16 protein-coding genes are annotated in these 16,032 nt (G+C 73.8%); 8 read left to right on the forward strand and 8 right to left on the reverse strand.

Annotated features, from left to right (window positions below; all coding sequences use genetic code 11):
* Positions 1-4: 4 nt before the first annotated feature.
* The 4 genes from cseB to H300_RS0123875 all read right to left on the reverse strand — a co-directional run bounded on the left by cseB (position 5) and on the right by H300_RS0123875 (position 3,187).
* Complete coding sequence (gene cseB, locus H300_RS0123860) at positions 5-727, reverse strand: two-component system response regulator CseB (protein WP_028429398.1); 723 nt, start codon at positions 725-727, stop codon at positions 5-7.
* A 17-nt stretch (positions 728-744) separates the two neighbouring features.
* Positions 745-1,554 carry a hypothetical protein gene (locus tag H300_RS29615; RefSeq protein WP_051270363.1) on the reverse strand — a complete coding sequence of 270 codons (810 nt, stop codon included), beginning with the start codon at positions 1,552-1,554 and terminating at the stop codon, positions 745-747.
* Positions 1,500-2,048, reverse strand: a complete 549-nt coding sequence (locus H300_RS28990) for a SigE family RNA polymerase sigma factor (RefSeq protein WP_051270375.1) — start codon at positions 2,046-2,048, stop codon at positions 1,500-1,502. The genes H300_RS29615 and H300_RS28990 overlap by 55 nt, the downstream gene beginning before the upstream one ends.
* Positions 2,049-2,260: 212 nt before the next feature.
* Positions 2,261-3,187, reverse strand: coding sequence for an A/G-specific adenine glycosylase (locus H300_RS0123875; protein ID WP_028429399.1), 927 nt, complete (start codon positions 3,185-3,187; stop codon positions 2,261-2,263).
* 248 nt (positions 3,188-3,435) lie between these two features.
* On the opposite strand from H300_RS0123875, the gene H300_RS0123880 reads away from it, so the two are divergent.
* Positions 3,436-4,278: a hypothetical protein gene (locus tag H300_RS0123880; protein WP_028429400.1), complete on the forward strand. Its 843-nt coding sequence runs from the start codon at positions 3,436-3,438 to the stop codon at positions 4,276-4,278.
* A 56-nt stretch (positions 4,279-4,334) separates the two neighbouring features.
* On the opposite strand, the gene disA is transcribed toward H300_RS0123880, so the two are convergent.
* Positions 4,335-5,393, reverse strand: a complete 1,059-nt coding sequence (gene disA / locus H300_RS0123885) for a DNA integrity scanning diadenylate cyclase DisA (protein ID WP_051270379.1) — start codon at positions 5,391-5,393, stop codon at positions 4,335-4,337.
* An 82-nt stretch (positions 5,394-5,475) separates the two neighbouring features.
* Positions 5,476-6,879: a DNA repair protein RadA gene (gene radA, locus H300_RS0123890; RefSeq protein WP_028429402.1), complete on the reverse strand. Its 1,404-nt coding sequence runs from the start codon at positions 6,877-6,879 to the stop codon at positions 5,476-5,478.
* A gap of 217 nt (positions 6,880-7,096) precedes the next feature.
* Between radA and H300_RS28995 the strand changes: the two genes are divergently transcribed.
* A complete protein-coding gene (locus H300_RS28995; protein ID WP_051270383.1) occupies positions 7,097-8,758 on the forward strand; it encodes a BACON domain-containing protein in 1,662 nt (553 codons plus the stop codon).
* A 113-nt stretch (positions 8,759-8,871) separates the two neighbouring features.
* Here the strand turns inward: H300_RS28995 and H300_RS0123900 are convergent, their stop codons facing one another.
* A complete protein-coding gene (locus H300_RS0123900; RefSeq protein WP_028429403.1) occupies positions 8,872-9,690 on the reverse strand; it encodes a DUF3109 family protein in 819 nt (272 codons plus the stop codon).
* 60 nt (positions 9,691-9,750) lie between these two features.
* Here H300_RS0123900 and H300_RS0123905 point away from each other — a divergent pair, with 60 nt between their 5' ends.
* The 5 genes from H300_RS0123905 to ilvD all read left to right on the forward strand — a co-directional run bounded on the left by H300_RS0123905 (position 9,751) and on the right by ilvD (position 14,498).
* On the forward strand, positions 9,751-10,683 hold the full coding sequence (locus H300_RS0123905; protein ID WP_028429404.1) for a Ppx/GppA phosphatase family protein: 933 nt from the start codon (positions 9,751-9,753) through the stop codon (positions 10,681-10,683).
* A gap of 23 nt (positions 10,684-10,706) precedes the next feature.
* Positions 10,707-11,549 carry a sugar phosphate isomerase/epimerase family protein gene (locus tag H300_RS0123910; RefSeq protein ID WP_486584025.1) on the forward strand — a complete coding sequence of 281 codons (843 nt, stop codon included), beginning with the start codon at positions 10,707-10,709 and terminating at the stop codon, positions 11,547-11,549.
* Positions 11,546-12,163, forward strand: a complete 618-nt coding sequence (locus tag H300_RS0123915) for a TetR/AcrR family transcriptional regulator (protein ID WP_028429406.1) — start codon at positions 11,546-11,548, stop codon at positions 12,161-12,163. The genes H300_RS0123910 and H300_RS0123915 overlap by 4 nt, the downstream gene beginning before the upstream one ends.
* A gap of 50 nt (positions 12,164-12,213) precedes the next feature.
* The gene (locus H300_RS0123920; protein ID WP_028429407.1) at positions 12,214-12,522 is read left to right on the forward strand and encodes a YrhK family protein; all 309 of its coding nucleotides are present in this window, start codon (positions 12,214-12,216) and stop codon (positions 12,520-12,522) included.
* Positions 12,523-12,656: 134 nt separating this feature from the next.
* Positions 12,657-14,498, forward strand: a complete 1,842-nt coding sequence (gene ilvD / locus H300_RS0123925) for a dihydroxy-acid dehydratase (protein WP_028429408.1) — start codon at positions 12,657-12,659, stop codon at positions 14,496-14,498.
* Between the two features lie 192 nt (positions 14,499-14,690).
* Here the strand turns inward: ilvD and H300_RS0123930 are convergent, their stop codons facing one another.
* Positions 14,691-15,254, reverse strand: coding sequence for a heme-binding beta-barrel domain-containing protein (locus H300_RS0123930; protein WP_028429409.1), 564 nt, complete (start codon positions 15,252-15,254; stop codon positions 14,691-14,693).
* Between the two features lie 328 nt (positions 15,255-15,582).
* Here H300_RS0123930 and H300_RS0123940 point away from each other — a divergent pair, with 328 nt between their 5' ends.
* Complete coding sequence (locus tag H300_RS0123940) at positions 15,583-15,954, forward strand: DsrE family protein (protein WP_037981768.1); 372 nt, start codon at positions 15,583-15,585, stop codon at positions 15,952-15,954.
* Positions 15,955-16,032: the final 78 nt, after the last annotated feature.

Here is a 16,032-nt window from a genome sequence, read left to right on the forward strand (position 1 = left end):
CACCTCAGGCCCTGAGCTTGTAGCCGAAGCCGCGGACGGTGTCGATCCGGCTCTGCCCGATCTTGGCGCGCAGCCGCTGGACGTGCACGTCCACCACCCGGGTGTCACCGCCCCACCCGTAGTCCCAGACCCGCTCCAGCAGCCGGTCACGGGACAGCACCGATCCCGGCGCCGCGGAGAACTCCAGCAGCAGCCGCATCTCGGTCGGGGTCAGCGGCACCGGGACGCCGTCCCTGCGGACCTCCATCCCCTCGGTGTCCACCTCCAGGTCGCCGAAACGCAGCAGCCGACGCGGCCGGAACGCCGCCGAGTGGCCCGGCGCGGCGTCCCGGTCCTCGCTGCCGCCCGGGTCGCGCGAGTGCGCGAAGCGCCGCAGTACCGCCCGAATCCGCGCCACCAGCACGGCGCCGTCGAACGGCTTCGTCACGTAGTCGTCCGCACCGGCCTCCAGGCCGAGCACCACGTCGATGGAGTCCGCACGGGCGGAGAGCATGATCACCGGGACGTTGGACTCGTCCCGGATCCGGCGGCACAGGCTGACCCCGTCCAGGCCGGGGACCATGACGTCCAGCAGCGCCACGTCCGGGCGGTCGGCGCGGAAGGCGGCCAGCCCGGCCAGTCCGTCACCGACGGCGGTCACCGCGAAGCCGTCGCGCTCCAGAGTGAGCTGGAGCGCCTCCCTGATGACATCGTCGTCCTCGACGAAGAGCACATGGGTCTCGGTCACCGCCGTACTCAGTCCTTTCATTTGCTGCGGGCGCCGTCGGACCCGTCGTTCCTGTCGGCGGCGCCGGGCGAGGCACCCGGGAACTCCTGGTAGGACCGCTCCAGCTCGCGGAACCCCTCGTTGCGCCAGGCGAACGTGACGACGTCCTCGCCCGAGGGGCAGCAGGCCAGGTCGCCGTCCAGCCGGATCGGCATGTGCACCCGCAGGGTCTCCTCCTTGATCTCGGCGTAGACGCCCGGCGACTGGGCCGCGTAGACGCCGGCGTACCCGCCCCGCTCCGTGTACCGGTAGACGTAGCTGCCCATGCCCTCGCCGTCGACGCAGGCGGAGACGTTCACGACCACGTCCGAGGCCTTCTGCCCGGTCAGCCTGCTGTACGCCACGTCGATCGGCCAGGACTCGGCGGAGCAGGGACGCAGGCGGCTCTTGACCTCGCTCCCCACCGCCGGGTCCTTCCGCAGCAGTGCCACCACGTCCACCTTCCGGCCGGAGCCGGGCGGCGTGACGGGGGCAGCGGCGGTGGGCAGCCGCCCACCGGACTCCGCGGGCAGCCCGTCCTGCGGCGTACCCGGGGCGGAGGCGGACGGGTCGGACTGCGGAGCCTCGTCCGCGGGCGCGGACGACTCCGGCAGCGGGGACGCGGGCAGTGGGGACGCCTTGGACTCGGCACGGCCCGAGGCCGCGTCGGCGTCCTCCACCCGGACGCCGCCGCCACCGCAGCCGGACAGCACCATCGCCAGCAGGACCGCGGTCAGCCCCGCGGTGACTGCGGTCAGGCGGCGGCGAACGCGCCGCCGCGCCGCTTCCGGGCCGGCTCCTGGTGCCACTGCTGCTCCCTGCTCTCCAGCTCCGCCCGCAGCCGGGCCAGCGCCCGGTGCAGCGTGCTCTTAACGGTACCCACCGACATCCCGAGCGCCTCCGCGGTCTCCTCGGTGCTCATCTGCTCCCAGTGGCGCAGCACGACCACGCTGCGCTGCTTGGGCGCCAGCACCCCGAGGATGTCCATCAGCAGTTCGCGGTCGGCGTGCTGATCGGCTCCGTCACCGGCCCCGGCCACGTCGGGAAGGACGTCGGTGGGCACCTCGACGAGGCGCCGGGCGCGCCACCACTCGGTGCGGGTGTTGATCATGACCCGCCGCAGGTAGGCGTCGGCGAGCGACTTGTCGGCTATCCCGTCCCACTTGCCGAAGGTCCGGACGAGGGCCGTCTGGAGCAGGTCCTGGGCGTCGACCGGGTCCGGGACGAGACGCCGGGCGCTGCGCAGCAGGGCGTCCTGCCGGGTGCGTACGTACTCCTCGAACTCCAGCACCTCTGCGGTCATCGCGAGCCTTCCGTAGCTGCGTGCGGCGGGTGCCGCCCCCGTCCGGCCGGCACGGACAAGACACTACGGAGGTGTTGTCTCGGCCCCCCGATGGCAGGGGCAAGGGGACCCGGCAGGAACCCGTCGGTCGTGTAACAGCCGCCTTGCCCCGGTGTGGGAGGCGGGGCCGGCCGGGTGCGCGGACCGCGGCGGCCCGGGGTACGCGGGCCGGCTCAGGTGTGCGGAAGGCGGTAGACGTCCTGGCCGACCGGTTCCACCAGCCCGTCGGCGACCAGCCCGTCCAGCGCACGGGCCCGTTGGACGGGCTCGTGCCAGGCGCGGTCCAGCGCCGACTGCGGCAGCGGCTCGGGTGACTCCCGGAGCAGCGCCAGCAGGCGTCCGCGGACCTGCCGGTCGGTGCCGGCGTAGCTCTGCGCCCGGCGCGGCGGGCCCTCGTACGGCGGTGAACCGGCGAGCCGCCAGGCGCAACGGTCGGCGATCGGGCAGCGCCCGCACGCCGGAGTGCGCGCGGTGCACACCAGCGCGCCCAGCTCCATGGTGGCCGCCGCCCAGCGGGCCGCGACCGCGTCCTCGGCCGGCAGCGCCGCCCGAGCCACCCGGCGCTCGGCCGCGGTGGTGGCGTTGGGCGGGTACTCCTGGCCCCTCAGGGCCCGGGCGAAGACCCGGCGCACGTTGGTGTCGAGCACCGGGTGGCGGCGTCCGTGGGCGAAGGAGGCCACGGCCGCCGCGGTGTACTCGCCGACGCCGGGCAGCGTCAGCAACTGCGCGTGCTCGGACGGGACGTCGCCGCCGTGCCGTTCCGTTATGGCGGTGGCGGCGCCGTGCAGGCGCAGGGCGCGCCGCGGGTAGCCGAGACGCCCCCAGGCGCGGACGGCCTCGCCGGAGGGCTCGGCGGCCAGGTCGGCCGGGCGGGGCCAGCGGGCGAGCCACTGCTCGTACACCGGCAGCACCCGGTTCACCGGTGTCTGCTGGAGCATGAACTCACTGACCATCACCCCCCAGGCGCCGGCCTCGGGGCGGCGCCAGGGCAGGTCCCGGGCGTGGGCTTCGAACCAGCGGATGACCGGGGCGTGGAGTGCGGTCGCGCCGTGCTCGTCGGCAGTGGCCTCAGTGGCCTCAGTGGCGGCAGTGGTAGTCATGGCAGCTCCGATCCTGGCACGGCGCGCGGCCGGGGCGAAACGACGCGCGCCGGCACCGGGCCGGAACCGGCCGTACGGGCGCCTCGCCCTCGTTCCGGCCGGGCCGGCGCCGTACACGGGCCTTCCGGGCGGACCGGGCGCGTCCGGCGGCGCCGATCGCGGGAACCAGTGCCGCTGATACGAAAAGTTGTCGTGATCTGCGGCGGGTACGGCCCTGCGTGGCGCCTGATGTCTCGTAAGGTTTCCGCGTGGGATCTCTGCGCAATCCGATCGGGCCGCTCCCCTCCTCCATCTACTGGCGACGGAGGGCCGTCGCGCTGTCCGTGGTCGCCCTGCTCGTGCTGCTGCTCGCCTGGGCCTTCTTCGCCGCCGGCGGGGGCGGCGGCGACAAGCAGGCAGGCGGGGGCGACGACCGCGGCAACGGCGCGGCCAGTTCCATCACGCCCGGACCGTCGAGCTCCGGGCCGGTGGACAGCCGACGCCCCGGCGGGCGCGAGGAGGGCAGCGAGGGCAGCGGCGCGGACTCCGGAGGAGGTTCCGGGGACTCCGGCGGAGCGTCCGGTTCCGGCGGCGCCGAGGACGGTTCCGACGGCGGTGCGGACGGCGAGGACGGCGGGGCCGACGACGGCGCCGGGGGCGCGGAGGACGGCGGAGGCGGGGCCGGCGACGCGGGCAATTCCGCGGTCGCCGGGCTGTCCCCCTGCCGGTCGGGCGCCGCGAAGGTGTCACTGGTCAGCAGCCGCAACACCTACGCGCCCGGGCAGCGCCCGAAGCTGGAGCTGACAGTGGAGAACACCGGCGGCAGCGACTGCCGGGTCGACGTGGCGGGCGGCAGCGCGGTGATCACGGTCTCCGACGCGGAGGACGAGGTCGTCTGGGCCTCCGACCACTGCGCCCCGGGCGGCGCGACCCGACTGCGGATCCCCGCCCGGGAGAAGGTCACCCACGAGGTCGCCTGGGACCGCAGCCGCAGCGCCCCGCAGTGCGCGACGCCCTCACCCGCGACGGCGACGGCCGGCACCTACCTCGCCGAGGTGGTCGTTCCCGGACTGGGCACCGCCCAGACCTCGTTCGTGCTCGCGAAGGATTGACCCCCGCCGGCGCGGGACCGCCCCGCACCGGCCTCCGACCGTGCCGCCCCGGCAGGTCAGACGTAGCGCTCCAGGATGGACGACTCGGCCAGCCGGGAGAGCCCCTCGCGGACCGAGCGGGCCCGCGCCTCGCCGACGCCGTCCACGGCCTGGAGGTCGTCCACACTCGCCGCCAGCAGCTTCTGCAGGCCGCCGAAGTGGTCCACCAGGCGCTCGATCACGGTGTTCGGCAGCCGGGGCACCTTCGCGAGCAGCCGGAAACCGCGCGGTGAGACGGCCGAGTCAAGTGTCTCGGGCGCGCCGCTGTACCCCAGGGCCCGCGCCACGGTGGGGAGTTCGAGCAGCTCCGTGTGGCTGAGCCGGTCCAGGTCGGCGAGGGCCTGGCCGACCGTACGGGTGCGCCTGCCCACGGGTTCGGGCACGTAGTCCCGGGCGACCAGCTCACGTTCCGGCTCCACGCCGGCGATCAGCTCGTCGAGCTGGAGCGACAGCAACCGGCCGTCGGTACCCAGCTCCACCACGTACTCCGCGATCTCGGTGGCGATCCGGCGCACCATCTCCAGCCGCTGGGCCACCGCGGAGACGTCGCGGACCGTCACCAGGTCCTCGATCTCCAGGGCGGAGAGGGTGCCGGCGACCTCGTCCAGCCGGAGCTTGTACCGCTCCAGGGTGGCGAGCGCCTGGTTGGCCCGCGACAGGATGGCCGCGGAGTCCTCCAGCACCCGCCGCTGGCCGTCCACGTACAGCGCGATGAGGTGCATCGACTGGCTGACCGAGACCACCGGGTAGCGGGTCTGGATGGAGACCCGCTGCGCCGTGCGGTGCCGGGTGCCGGTCTCCTCGGTGTCGATCGCGGCGTCCGGAACCAGCTGCACCCCGGCACGGACGATCTTGGTGATGTCCTTGTCGAGGATCAGGGCGCCGTCGAGCTTGCACAGCTCCCGCAGTCTGGTCGCGGAGAACTCCACGTCCAGGACGAATCCGCCCGAGCACAGCGACTCGACCGTGCGGTCCATTCCCAGAACCAGGAGTCCGCCGGTGTTGCCGCGCAGAACGCGCTCCAAGCCGTCCCGCAGAGCGGTGCCCGGGGCGACCGCGCTGAGTGAGGCGCGCATCAGCCCTTCAGCGGCTCCTGCCCGTTCATTGGCTGCCACGGCGCTCCTTCGGTCGTGCGTACGGGCGAGACCGGGGCAAAGTCTACCGGCGGCTCGGGGCCTGCGGGCCGGAGCTCCGCGCAGGAAGCACCCCGAGTGCTTCCCCGATGTCCGCGACCTCCTTCACCCGCATGCCGTCCGGCGCCCTGCCGGGGTCGGTGGGCACGAGTGCGTGGGTGAAGCCGAGCCGGGCCGCCTCGGCGAGTCGGCGCTGCACGCCGGTGACCCGGCGCACCTCGCCGGCCAGCCCCACCTCGCCGATCGCCACCAGGTTCTTCGGCAGCGGGGTGTCGCTCGCCGCGCTCGCCAGCGCGAGCGCCACCGCCAGGTCGGCGGCCGGCTCGGAGAGTTTCACGCCGCCGACCGTGGCGGAGTAGATGTCCCGCTTGCCCAGGGCGCTGATCCGGCCGCGCTGCTCCAGCACCGCCAGCATCATGGACACCCGGGAGGTCTCCAGGCCGGAGGTCGTCCGGCGGGGCGAGGGGATCTGCGAGTCGACGGTGAGGGCCTGGACCTCGGCGACCAGCGGGCGCCGCCCCTCCAGGGTGACGGTCAGGCAGGTCCCGGGCACCGGCTCGGCGCGGCGGGTCAGGAACAGCCCCGAGGGGTCGGCCAGTCCGACGATGCCCTCGTCGTGCAGTTCGAAGCAGCCCACCTCGTCGGTGGCGCCGTAGCGGTTCTTCACCCCGCGCACCAGCCGCAGCCTGGCGTGCCGGTCCCCCTCGAACTGGAGCACCACGTCGACCAGGTGCTCCAGCAGCCGCGGGCCGGCGATGCTGCCGTCCTTGGTGACGTGGCCCACCAGGACGGTCGCGATGCCGCGCTCCTTGGAGGCCCGGATCAGCGCGCCGGCGACCTCGCGCACCTGCGAGACGCCGCCGGGCGCGCCGTCCACCTCGGCGGAGGCGACCGTCTGCACGGAGTCCAGCACCAGCAGGGACGGCTTGACGGCGTCCAGATGGCCCAGCACGGCGGCGAGGTCCGTCTCGGCGGCGAGGTAGAGGTCGTCGTGCAGGGCGTGGATGCGGTCCGCGCGCATCCGCACCTGCCCGGCGGACTCCTCGCCGGTGACGTACAGCGTGCGGTGGTCGCCGCCGGCGGCCTTGGCGGCGACGTCCAGCAGCAGGGTGGACTTGCCGACGCCCGGCTCCCCGGCGAACAGCACCACCGAGCCGGGCACCAGGCCGCCGCCGAGCACGCGGTCCAGCTCCGGCACGCCGGTGGAGCGCGCGGCGGTCTGCGCGCCGCTGACCTCGGCGATCGGCACCGCGGGGGCGGAGACGCGGCCCGGGGCCGTCGTCCGTGCGCCGGGTGTCCCGCCGGCCTCCTCGACCGTTCCCCAGGCGTGGCACTCCGGGCAGCGGCCGAGCCACTTCGCGGTGGTCCAACCGCACTCCGAGCAACGGTAGGTGGGACGGTCCTTGGCGGACGACTTGCGGGTAGCCATGCGGCTCACCGTAGCCGGGGGGTCGGACAGTGCCCGCCGGGGCCGGGTGCTGTACCGCCTCGTACGGCCTGGGCGGCGGTCTTCTCCGCAGGAGTCGCCGGAACGAGGGAATCAGAGGCGATAACTGTCCCCTTTCGAGCGAGATTGTCACCCGTAAGGGTTAAACCTGTGCAGGCAACCGGAGAACGACCGGTTGCTCCCCTACGGTCGCCGGGTGATGAGCAGCAGGCGTGAGAACCCCGCGAACACCACCAGCGCACATCCGGCGCGCCGTGGCGCGCTCTCGACTGCCGAGCGTCCGCCCGCACACTTCTACGACGGCTGTCTCGACGGCCTGTTCACCTACTGCCTCTCCGTCATGTGCGAGCACGGGGAGGCCGTCACCGCGCTGGGCGAGGCCCTCGCCATCGCGGAGAGCCGGCGCAAGCGGGATCGCGCGCCGGCCGACACCGCGCTGCACCGGCCGTGGCTGTACGCGCTGGCCCGGTGGTCCTGCCTGCGCCGGCTCTCGACCGCCACCGGGAGACCCGAGCCGCCCGGCGTCATCGGAGCGGTCGCCACCCGGCGCCGCCAGGAACTCGCTGCACTGGCCTGGCCGGAGGCGGCCGGCACCACCCCCGAGCAGCGCGAGGCGCTCGAACTCGCGGTGCGCCACCAACTGCCCGTCCACGAGGTCGCCGCCGTCCTGGCGCTGGACACCGACACCGCCGAGGCGCTGTCCTCCAGCGCCGCCTGCGAGGTCGAGCGTACCCGCGCCGCGCTCTCGGTGCTGGACAACGGCGGCTGCCCGGCCGTCGCGAGGCTGGCCGGCGACCACCAGGTGCTCCTCGGCCATGCCCTGCGCAGGGAGCTCGTCCGGCACGTGGACGAGTGCCGGGACTGCCGCCGGGCGGCCGAACTCGGCTCCTCCGGCGATCCGTGGCCCGGCACCGGCGCCGCCGGGGCCGGCCGGCTCGCGGTGCTGGAGGCACCGCGCCCCGCCGTCAACGCCGCGATGGCGGCGGCGCTGCGGGCCCGGCTGCTGCACCTGCCGCGCTTCAACCGCCGCGGCTTCCCGGTCGAGCCCCGCGACCGCCGGGCGCGCCGGGAGCGGTTGCGCAGCCGCGCCGTCACCACCACCGTGGTCGCCACCGTGGTGGCCGCACCGGTGCTCGCGCTGTGGGCCGCGTACCGCGGTGCGCCGCTCTCCGAGGAGGAACGGGGCGGCACGGTCTCCGCAGCCGAGGCCCAGGACTCCGAGGAGTTCGACACCTACCCCTATCGTCACGCCGGCCGCGCGGACGGTTCCGAGCAGTCCGGAGGGCGTACGCCCGACCCCGGCGCGGGCATCGGGAAGAACGGCGGCGAGGACGCCGGGAACGGCGAAACCGGGGAGCCCACCTCCGCCGAGGACGGCACGGCCTCCGGCAGTGCCCGTCCGGGCAGCGGCTCCGGGGACTCCGGCAGCTCCTCCCGGCCCGGCCCCGGCAGGCTGACCGTCTCCGCCCAGTCCTCCGGCGACGCCACCCTGCTCACGCTCTCCGCGTCGGGCGGCGCGCCGGTCGACTGGTCCGCGTACGGCGAGGCGGACTGGCTTCTGCTCAGCAGCAGCTCCGGCACCCTCGCCCCGGGCGAATCGGTGACCGTCCGGGTCACCGTCGACCGGGCGCGCGAGCCGTCCGGCGACTGGTCGGCGCGCATCCGCATCGCCTCCCCGCAGGACCGGGAAGCGGTCATCACCGTGCAGGGCCGCGGACAGGCGCCCGATCCCGGCCCCTCCGACCCCGGCTCCCCCGACCCTGGCCCGTCCGACCCGGACCCTGGCCCGTCCCACCCGGACCCGGGCCCCTCCGACCCGGACCCGGGCCCCTCCGATCCGAATCCGGACCCGTCCGGCTGAGCGCCACTGTCCGGCACAACCGTTCTTTCCCGCGGCCGAAGCGGCGCAACGGCCGGAGGCACGGCCCCGCACGGACGGAGCGGGGCCTCCGGTGTGCGCGCAGCGCCGCGCGGTCAGCGGGGCGGGTCGGCCGGATGCGGAGCCAGCAGTGGCAACTGCGAGGCGAGCCGCTGCTCGCACAGCTCGGCCAGTCGGTCGTAGCCGTCCTTCCCCATCAGCTCCGTCAGCTCCGGCCGGTACGAGACGTACACCGGTTCACCGCCGCCGTGCGCCGAGGTCGCACCGGTGCACCACCAGTGCAGGTCGTGCCCGCCCGAGCCCCAGCCCCGCCGGTCGTACTCGCCGATCGAGACCTGGAGCTTCTGCTCGCCGTCCGGCAGCTCCACCCACTCGTAGGTGCGGCGGATCGGCAACTGCCAGCACACGTCCGGTTTGGTCTCCAGCGGCTCGCGTCCCTCCTGGAGGGCCAGCAGGTGCAGCGCGCAGCCGCTGCCGCCGGCGAACCCGGGGCGGTTGTTGAAGATGCAGGCCCCCTCGTGGCGAAGGGTCTTGCGCTCGCCGTCCTCGTCCGTCCCCACCCAGCCGCTCCGGGCCGCCACGTCGTGGAACTGCCAGTTCTCCGGGGTCAGCCGGGCCGCGTGCAGGGCGACCCGCTTCTCGTCGTCCTCCTCGGAGAAGTGCGCTCCCAGCGTGCAGCAGCCGTCGGTCTCCCGGCCGGCGCTGATCCCCTGGCAGCCCTGACCGAAGATGCAGTTCCAGCGGGAGGTGAGCCAGGTCAGGTCGCAGCGGAAGACCTGCTCCTCGTCCGCCGGATCCGCGAACTCCACCCAGGCCCGCGCGTGGTCCAGTGGGACCTCCTCGCCCGCCGCGCGCCGCCGCGCGCCGTCCATGTCCCGGCTTTTGCCCTGCTTCGCGTTGTTCGTCTTCGCCACGTGCCCCAGGGTACGGGCCGGGGCGACTGCGACCCGCCTCCCGCAGTAGCGTGCTCTCCCATGAGACTCGGTGTCCTCGATGTGGGATCGAACACGGTGCACCTGTTGGTGGTGGACGCGCACTCCGGTGCGCGTCCACTGCCCGCCTACTCCCACAAGGCGGAGCTGCGGCTGGCGGAACTGCTGGACGACCGCGGTGCGATCAGCGCCGAAGGGGTCGACCGGCTGGCGGGCACCGTCAAGGAGGCCCTGGAAGTCGCCGAGGACATGGGCGTGGAGGACCTCCTGCCGTTCGCGACCTCCGCCGTACGGGAGGCCACCAACCACGACCACGTACTCACCCGGGTGGCCGCCGACACCGGCGTCGACCTGCGCGTCCTGTCCGGAGCGGAGGAGGCCCGGCTCACCTTCCTCGCCGCCCGCCGCTGGTTCGGCTGGTCGGCGGGGAAGCTGCTGCTCCTCGACATCGGCGGCGGCTCCCTGGAGATCGCCTACGGGCTGGACGAGGAGCCGGACACCGCCGTCTCCCTGCCGCTGGGCGCGGGACGGCTCACCGCTGCCCGGCTGCCCGGCGACCCGCCCGCCCCGGACGGCGTACGGTCCCTGCGCCGGTACGTCCGGGCTGAGATCGCCAAGGTCGTCGGCGAGTTCAGCAGGCTCGGCGCGCCGGACCACGTGGTCGCCACCTCCAAGACCTTCAAGCAGCTCGCGCGGCTGACCGGCGCCGCCCGGTCCGGCGACGGGCTGTACATCCAGCGCCAGCTCGGCCGGAAGGCGCTGGAGGAGTGGGTGCCCAGGCTCGTCACCATGTCCTCGGAGCAGCGCGCGGCGCTCCCCGGGGTGTCGGAGGGCCGCGCGCCGCAGTTGCCCGCCGGTGCTCTCGTGGCCGAGGCGGCGATGGACCTGTTCGGGGTGCAGACCCTGGAGATCTGCCCCTGGGCACTGCGCGAGGGGGTCATCCTGCGCCGGCTGGACCGGCTCAGGGCCGGATAGCGGCTGCCCGTAGGGTTGGGTCCGTGGCTCACGACTCGCTGCGCGGCCCGGACAGGGACCGCGCCCCGGACGTACAGGTCGCGCTGTCCACGGCCTCGGTGTACCCGGAGTCCACGGCGACGGCCTTCGACATCGCGGGCCGGCTCGGCTACGACGGCGTCGAGGTCATGGTCTGGACCGATCCCGTCAGCCAGGACGTCGAGGCGCTGCGACGGTTGTCCGACCAGCACGGGGTCCCGGTGCTGGCGGTGCACGCCCCCTGCCTGCTGATCACCCAGCGGGTGTGGTCGACGGACCCGTGGACGAAGCTCCAGCGCGCCCGCAGCGCCGCCGAGCGGCTGGGGGCGGCCACCGTGGTGGTGCACCCGCCGTTCCGGTGGCAGCGCTCCTACGCGCGCGACTTCGTGCGCGGGATCTGGCGGATGGCCGATGAGACGGACGTGCGCTTCGCCGTGGAGAACATGTACCCGTGGCGCTACCGGGACCGCGAGATGCAGGCGTACGCCCCTGGCTGGGACCCCACCGAGGAGGACTACCGGCACTTCACCATCGACCTTTCGCACACCGCGACCTCCCGCACCGACACCCTGGCGATGCTGGACCGGATGGGCGACCGGCTCGGCCACGTCCACCTCGCGGACGGCAGTGGGTCCGGCAAGGACGAGCACCTGGTGCCCGGGCGCGGCGGACAGCCCTGCGCGGAGGTGCTGGAGCACCTGGTGCGGGGAGGGTTCGACGGCCACGTGGTGATCGAGGTGAACACCCGGCGCGCGATGTCCGCACCCGAACGCGAGGCCGACCTCGCAGAGGCGCTCGCGTTCACCCGGTCGCACCTGGCCCGTGCCCCCCGGTCGGCCGGGCCGTGAGCGAGCCCGCCGCCCCCCGCCGCAGGGGCCGGCCCCGCGCCCGCCCGCAGCACGGGGGCCCGGACGCACGGGCCCGCATCCTCGCCTCGGCCCGTACCCAGTTCGCCGAGCACGGCTACGACCGGGCGTCCGTCCGGGCGATCGCACGCGGCGCGGACGTCGACGCGGCGCTGGTGCACCACTACTTCGGCAGCAAGGAGCAGGTCTTCGGGGCGGCGCTGGAGACGGCCTTCGCTCCCGCGAGGCAGGGCCTGGCCTCGCTGCCGCCAGTGCCGGAGGAGGAGCTGGGCGAGCAGATCACCCGCTTCGTCCTCGGCGTCTGGGAGGACGCGGCCACCCGGGAGCCCGTCCTGGCCCTGGTGCGGTCGGCGGTCAGCAACGAGACGGCGGCGGGTCTCTTCCGGGAGATGGTGACCCGGGAGGTACTGCCGCGGGTGTCCCGCTCGGTGCCGGCCCCGGACCGGGAGCTGCGCACCGAACTGGCCGTCGCGCAGTTGATCGGCACCGCGCTGATGCGGCACATCATCAAGGTGGAGCCACTGGCCTCCCGGGACCCCGAAGAGCTGATCCGGCGGCTCGCCCCTGTGGTCCAGCGCCACCTGACCGGGGGCTGAGCCCCCGGGCGGGCCTTGGTCCGGTGGGCGGTGGATCGTAGGGTGTGGACATGGGTAAGGCAACGGGAGGCGGGCCACTCGTCATCCACATGGGCCGGGAGGAACTCGTCGTCCGGCGCCGGTACGAGGTGGCCAGCATCTCCAACGACGTCCTCATCGCCCTCTGGTTCATCGCCGGCAGCATCATGTTCTTCTCCGAGGAGTGGACCACGGCGGGTACCTGGTGCTTCCTCGTCGGCAGCGTCGAGCTGCTCGTCCGGCCCGCGATCCGGCTCACGCGCCATCTGCACCTGCAGAGCGTCCGGGCCCGCGGGCCCGAGCCCCGCTCCGCGCCGACCGAGAGCTCCCAGGACTACTGAGGTCCGCAGAGGGCGTGCGGACGCGCAGGCGCGCCGCCGGGGGTCTCAGAATGCGGCGGGTGTGTCCGGATCATGGATCGGCAGGCGTACGCTCGTGGCATCCGTACCGGTATGTTTCCAGGGAGTGGAGCACCATGCCCGAGCTGAGGTCCCGCACCGTCACCCACGGCCGCAACATGGCGGGTGCCCGAGCCCTCCTCCGCGCCGCCGGAGTAGCGCGGGAGGACTTCGGCAAGCCGATCGTGGCCGTGGCGAACAGCTTCACCGAGTTCGTCCCCGGGCACACCCACCTCCAGCCGGTCGGCCGGATCGTCTCCGAGGCGATCTCCGCCGCAGGCGGCGTCCCGCGCGAGTTCAACACGATCGCGGTGGACGACGGCATCGCCATGGGCCACAGCGGGATGCTGTACTCGCTGCCCTCCCGCGACCTGATCGCGGACTCCGTCGAGTACATGACGGAGGCGCACTGCGCGGACGCGCTGATCTGCATCTCCAACTGCGACAAGATCACACCGGGCATGCTGATGGCGGCCATGCGGCTGAACATCCCCACCGTCTTCGTCTCCGGCGGGCCGATGGAGTCCGGCACCGCGACCCTGGTCGACGGCACGGTCCGCAAGCTCGACCTGATCTCGGCGATCGCGGACTCCGCCAACGAGGCCGTCTCCGACCAGGACATGGCGCTGATCGAGGAGAACGCCTGTCCGACCTGCGGCTCCTGCTCCGGCATGTTCACGGCCAACTCGATGAACTGCCTCGCCGAGGCCGTCGGACTGGCGCTGCCCGGCAACGGCTCGGTGCTCGCCACCCACACGGCCCGCAAGGAGCTGTACCAGGCCGCGGGCCGGGCGGTGGTGGACATCACCCACCGCTACTACGGGCAGGACGACGCCACCGTGCTGCCGCGGAACGTCGCCTCCCGGCAGGCCTTCGAGAACGCCGTCGCACTGGACATCGCGATGGGCGGCTCCACCAACACGATCCTGCACCTGCTGGCCGCCGCGCAGGAGGCCGAGCTGGACTTCGCGATGAAGGACATCGACGAGCTGTCCCGGCGGCTGCCCTGCCTGTCCAAGGTCGCGCCCAACGGCGCGTACTACATGGAGGACGTCCACCGGGCCGGCGGCATCCCCGCCATCCTCGGCGAGCTGTACCGCGCCGGGCTGCTCAACGAGGACGTGCACTCCGTGCACAGCCCCTCGCTCGCCGACTGGCTCAAGCAGTGGGACATCCGCGGCGGCTCGCCGTCCGCGGAGGCCGTGGAGATGTTCCACGCGGCCCCCGGCTGCGCCCGCTCGGCGACGGCGTTCTCCCAGTCCGAGCGCTGGGACGGCCTCGACACCGACGCCGCGGGCGGCTGCATCCGGGACGTCGAGCACGCCTACAGCACCGAGGGCGGCCTCTCCGTCCTCTACGGCAACCTGGCCGCCGACGGCTGCGTGGTGAAGACCGCCGGGGTGGACGAGTCCATCTGGGTCTTCGAGGGCCCCGCGGTGGTCTGCGAGTCCCAGGAGGAGGCCGTCGACGCGATCCTCACCAAGCGCGTCAAGGAGGGCGACGTCGTCGTCATCCGGTACGAGGGCCCCAAGGGCGGCCCCGGCATGCAGGAGATGCTCTATCCGACGTCCTTCCTCAAGGGCCGCGGGATGGGAGCCAAGTGCGCGCTGATCACCGACGGCCGGTTCTCCGGCGGCACCTCCGGGCTCTCCATCGGGCACGCCTCCCCGGAGGCCGCGGCCGGCGGCGCCATCGCGCTGGTGGAGGACGGCGACCGGATCGCCATCGACATCCCCAGCCGCTCCATCGAGCTGAAGGTCGACGACGAGGTGCTCGCCGTCCGCCGGGAGGCGCTGGGCGGCCACTACGCGCCGAAGTCCCGCGAGCGCAAGGTCTCCGCCGCGCTGCGCGCCTACGCGGCGATGGCCACCTCCGCCGACAAGGGCGCGGTGCGGGACGTGGGCCTGGTCGGCGGCTGAGGGCGCACGCCGGTAGGCGACCGGGAGCGCCCGCCGCCCTCCGCGGGGCGTCGGGCGGCCCGTTCCCCACCGCCCCCGCGCGGAGCGGGCGCGGAACCGGCGACGGCCGCCGCGGGAGTCCCGCGGCGGCCGTCGCCGGTTCCGCCACCGGGCGGGCGCACCCGGCCGGCCCCCGCTCACGCGGAGCGGGGCTCACTTGAAGAAGGCGATCCCGTCGTCGGGCAGGTCGCCGAGGTCCTTGGCCCACTCGCTGGGGTCGACGACCTTCTTGAGATGCGCCGACATGTACGGCCGCAGCGGCACCTCCGGGGTGGACTTCTCGCCCACCCACATCAGGTCGCCCTTGACGTAGCCGTAGAGGCGCTTGCCGCCGCTGTACTCACCGGCGCCCGCGAGCCGGGCGATGGCGTCGGTGACGAGGTCGATCTGCGGCTTGGACTCGGCCAGTTCGCCGTACCAGATCTCCACGATGCCCTGGTCCCGGACCATCACGGTCTCGACCTTGCGGTCCTTGCCGATGCGCCAGTAACCGGACTCCGACTCCAGCGGGGCGACCTTCTTGCCCTCGTCGTCGAGCCGCCAGCTGTGCGAGACGTACTCCAGGAAGTCGCGGCCGTCGTGGCTGAACGTGACCTCCTGACCGACGTTGCACTTCTCGGAACCGGGGAATTCGGCGACACCGGCACCGGCCCAGTCGCCGAGCAGGAAAGCCAGCGGGACCAGGTCGGGGTGCAGGTCGGACGGGATCTCGATCATGATGGCTCAGGCGATCTGTAGCGGGTGGCCGGTGGGTTTCGTCGGTCGGTTCTCGCGGGCCCGGCCGGCGCGGTGCCGACGGCCCGCGGCGGTCAGCGCTGGCCCTGGAAGAGCTTCTTCACGGTCAGCCCCGCGAACGCCGCGGTGCCGACGCAGACCAGGACCATCAGGGTGATGAAGAATGCCTCAAGCACGAGTCGCTCCTTGAGCGGATCTGGGGACGCAACGGACCGTCGCCGAGTCTAGTCGGCCCGGCGGGGTGCGGCGCTGCGAGGTCCGCCACCGGAGCTGTCCGGGCCGGTCGCCCTGACTGGTTAGGCTGGGACGCATGGCAGCCGAGGCGAAGAAGCTCGTGATCAAGGTGACGGCGGGGGCGGACGCCCCGGAGCGCTGTTCGCAGGCGTTCACAGTGGCGGCGGTGGCCGCCGCCAGCGGTGTGGAGGTCTCGCTCTGGCTCACCGGGGAGTCGGCGTGGTTCGCGCTGCCCGGGCGGGCCGCGGAGTTCGAGCTCCCGCACGCCGCGCCGCTGCCGGACCTCATCGAGGGGATCCTCGCCGGCGGGCGGATCACCCTCTGCACCCAGTGCGCCGCCCGCCGGGACATCGCGGAGCGGGACGTGCGGGAGGGCGTGCGGATCGCCGGCGCGCAACTGTTCGTCAGCGAGGTGATGGCGGACGGCGTCCGGGCGCTGGTGTACTGAGCCGGAGCCGGAGAGCCTGCGGACGGCTGGGGTCCGGCCCGCGCACGACCGGGGGCCGCACCCCGCGGCGGGCAGCCG

The sequence above is a fragment of the Streptomyces sp. TAA040 genome (assembly GCF_000424845.1).

What these genes read in the sequence shown, in the direction of transcription:
- H300_RS28990 (WP_051270375.1), bottom strand. Translation starts at nt 2,048, where the DNA reads ATGACCGCAGAGGTGCTGGAGTTCGAGGAGTACGTACGCACCCGGCAG.
- H300_RS0123875 (WP_028429399.1), bottom strand. Translation starts at nt 3,187, where the DNA reads ATGACTACCACTGCCGCCACTGAGGCCACTGAGGCCACTGCCGACGAG.
- ilvD (WP_028429408.1), top strand. Translation starts at nt 12,657, where the DNA reads ATGCCCGAGCTGAGGTCCCGCACCGTCACCCACGGCCGCAACATGGCG.
- H300_RS0123940 (WP_037981768.1), top strand. Translation starts at nt 15,583, where the DNA reads ATGGCAGCCGAGGCGAAGAAGCTCGTGATCAAGGTGACGGCGGGGGCG.
- H300_RS28995 (WP_051270383.1), top strand. Translation starts at nt 7,097, where the DNA reads ATGAGCAGCAGGCGTGAGAACCCCGCGAACACCACCAGCGCACATCCG.
- disA (WP_051270379.1), bottom strand. Translation starts at nt 5,393, where the DNA reads ATGCGCGCCTCACTCAGCGCGGTCGCCCCGGGCACCGCTCTGCGGGAC.
- radA (WP_028429402.1), bottom strand. Translation starts at nt 6,879, where the DNA reads ATGGCTACCCGCAAGTCGTCCGCCAAGGACCGTCCCACCTACCGTTGC.
- H300_RS0123905 (WP_028429404.1), top strand. Translation starts at nt 9,751, where the DNA reads ATGAGACTCGGTGTCCTCGATGTGGGATCGAACACGGTGCACCTGTTG.
- H300_RS0123930 (WP_028429409.1), bottom strand. Translation starts at nt 15,254, where the DNA reads ATGATCGAGATCCCGTCCGACCTGCACCCCGACCTGGTCCCGCTGGCT.
- H300_RS0123920 (WP_028429407.1), top strand. Translation starts at nt 12,214, where the DNA reads ATGGGTAAGGCAACGGGAGGCGGGCCACTCGTCATCCACATGGGCCGG.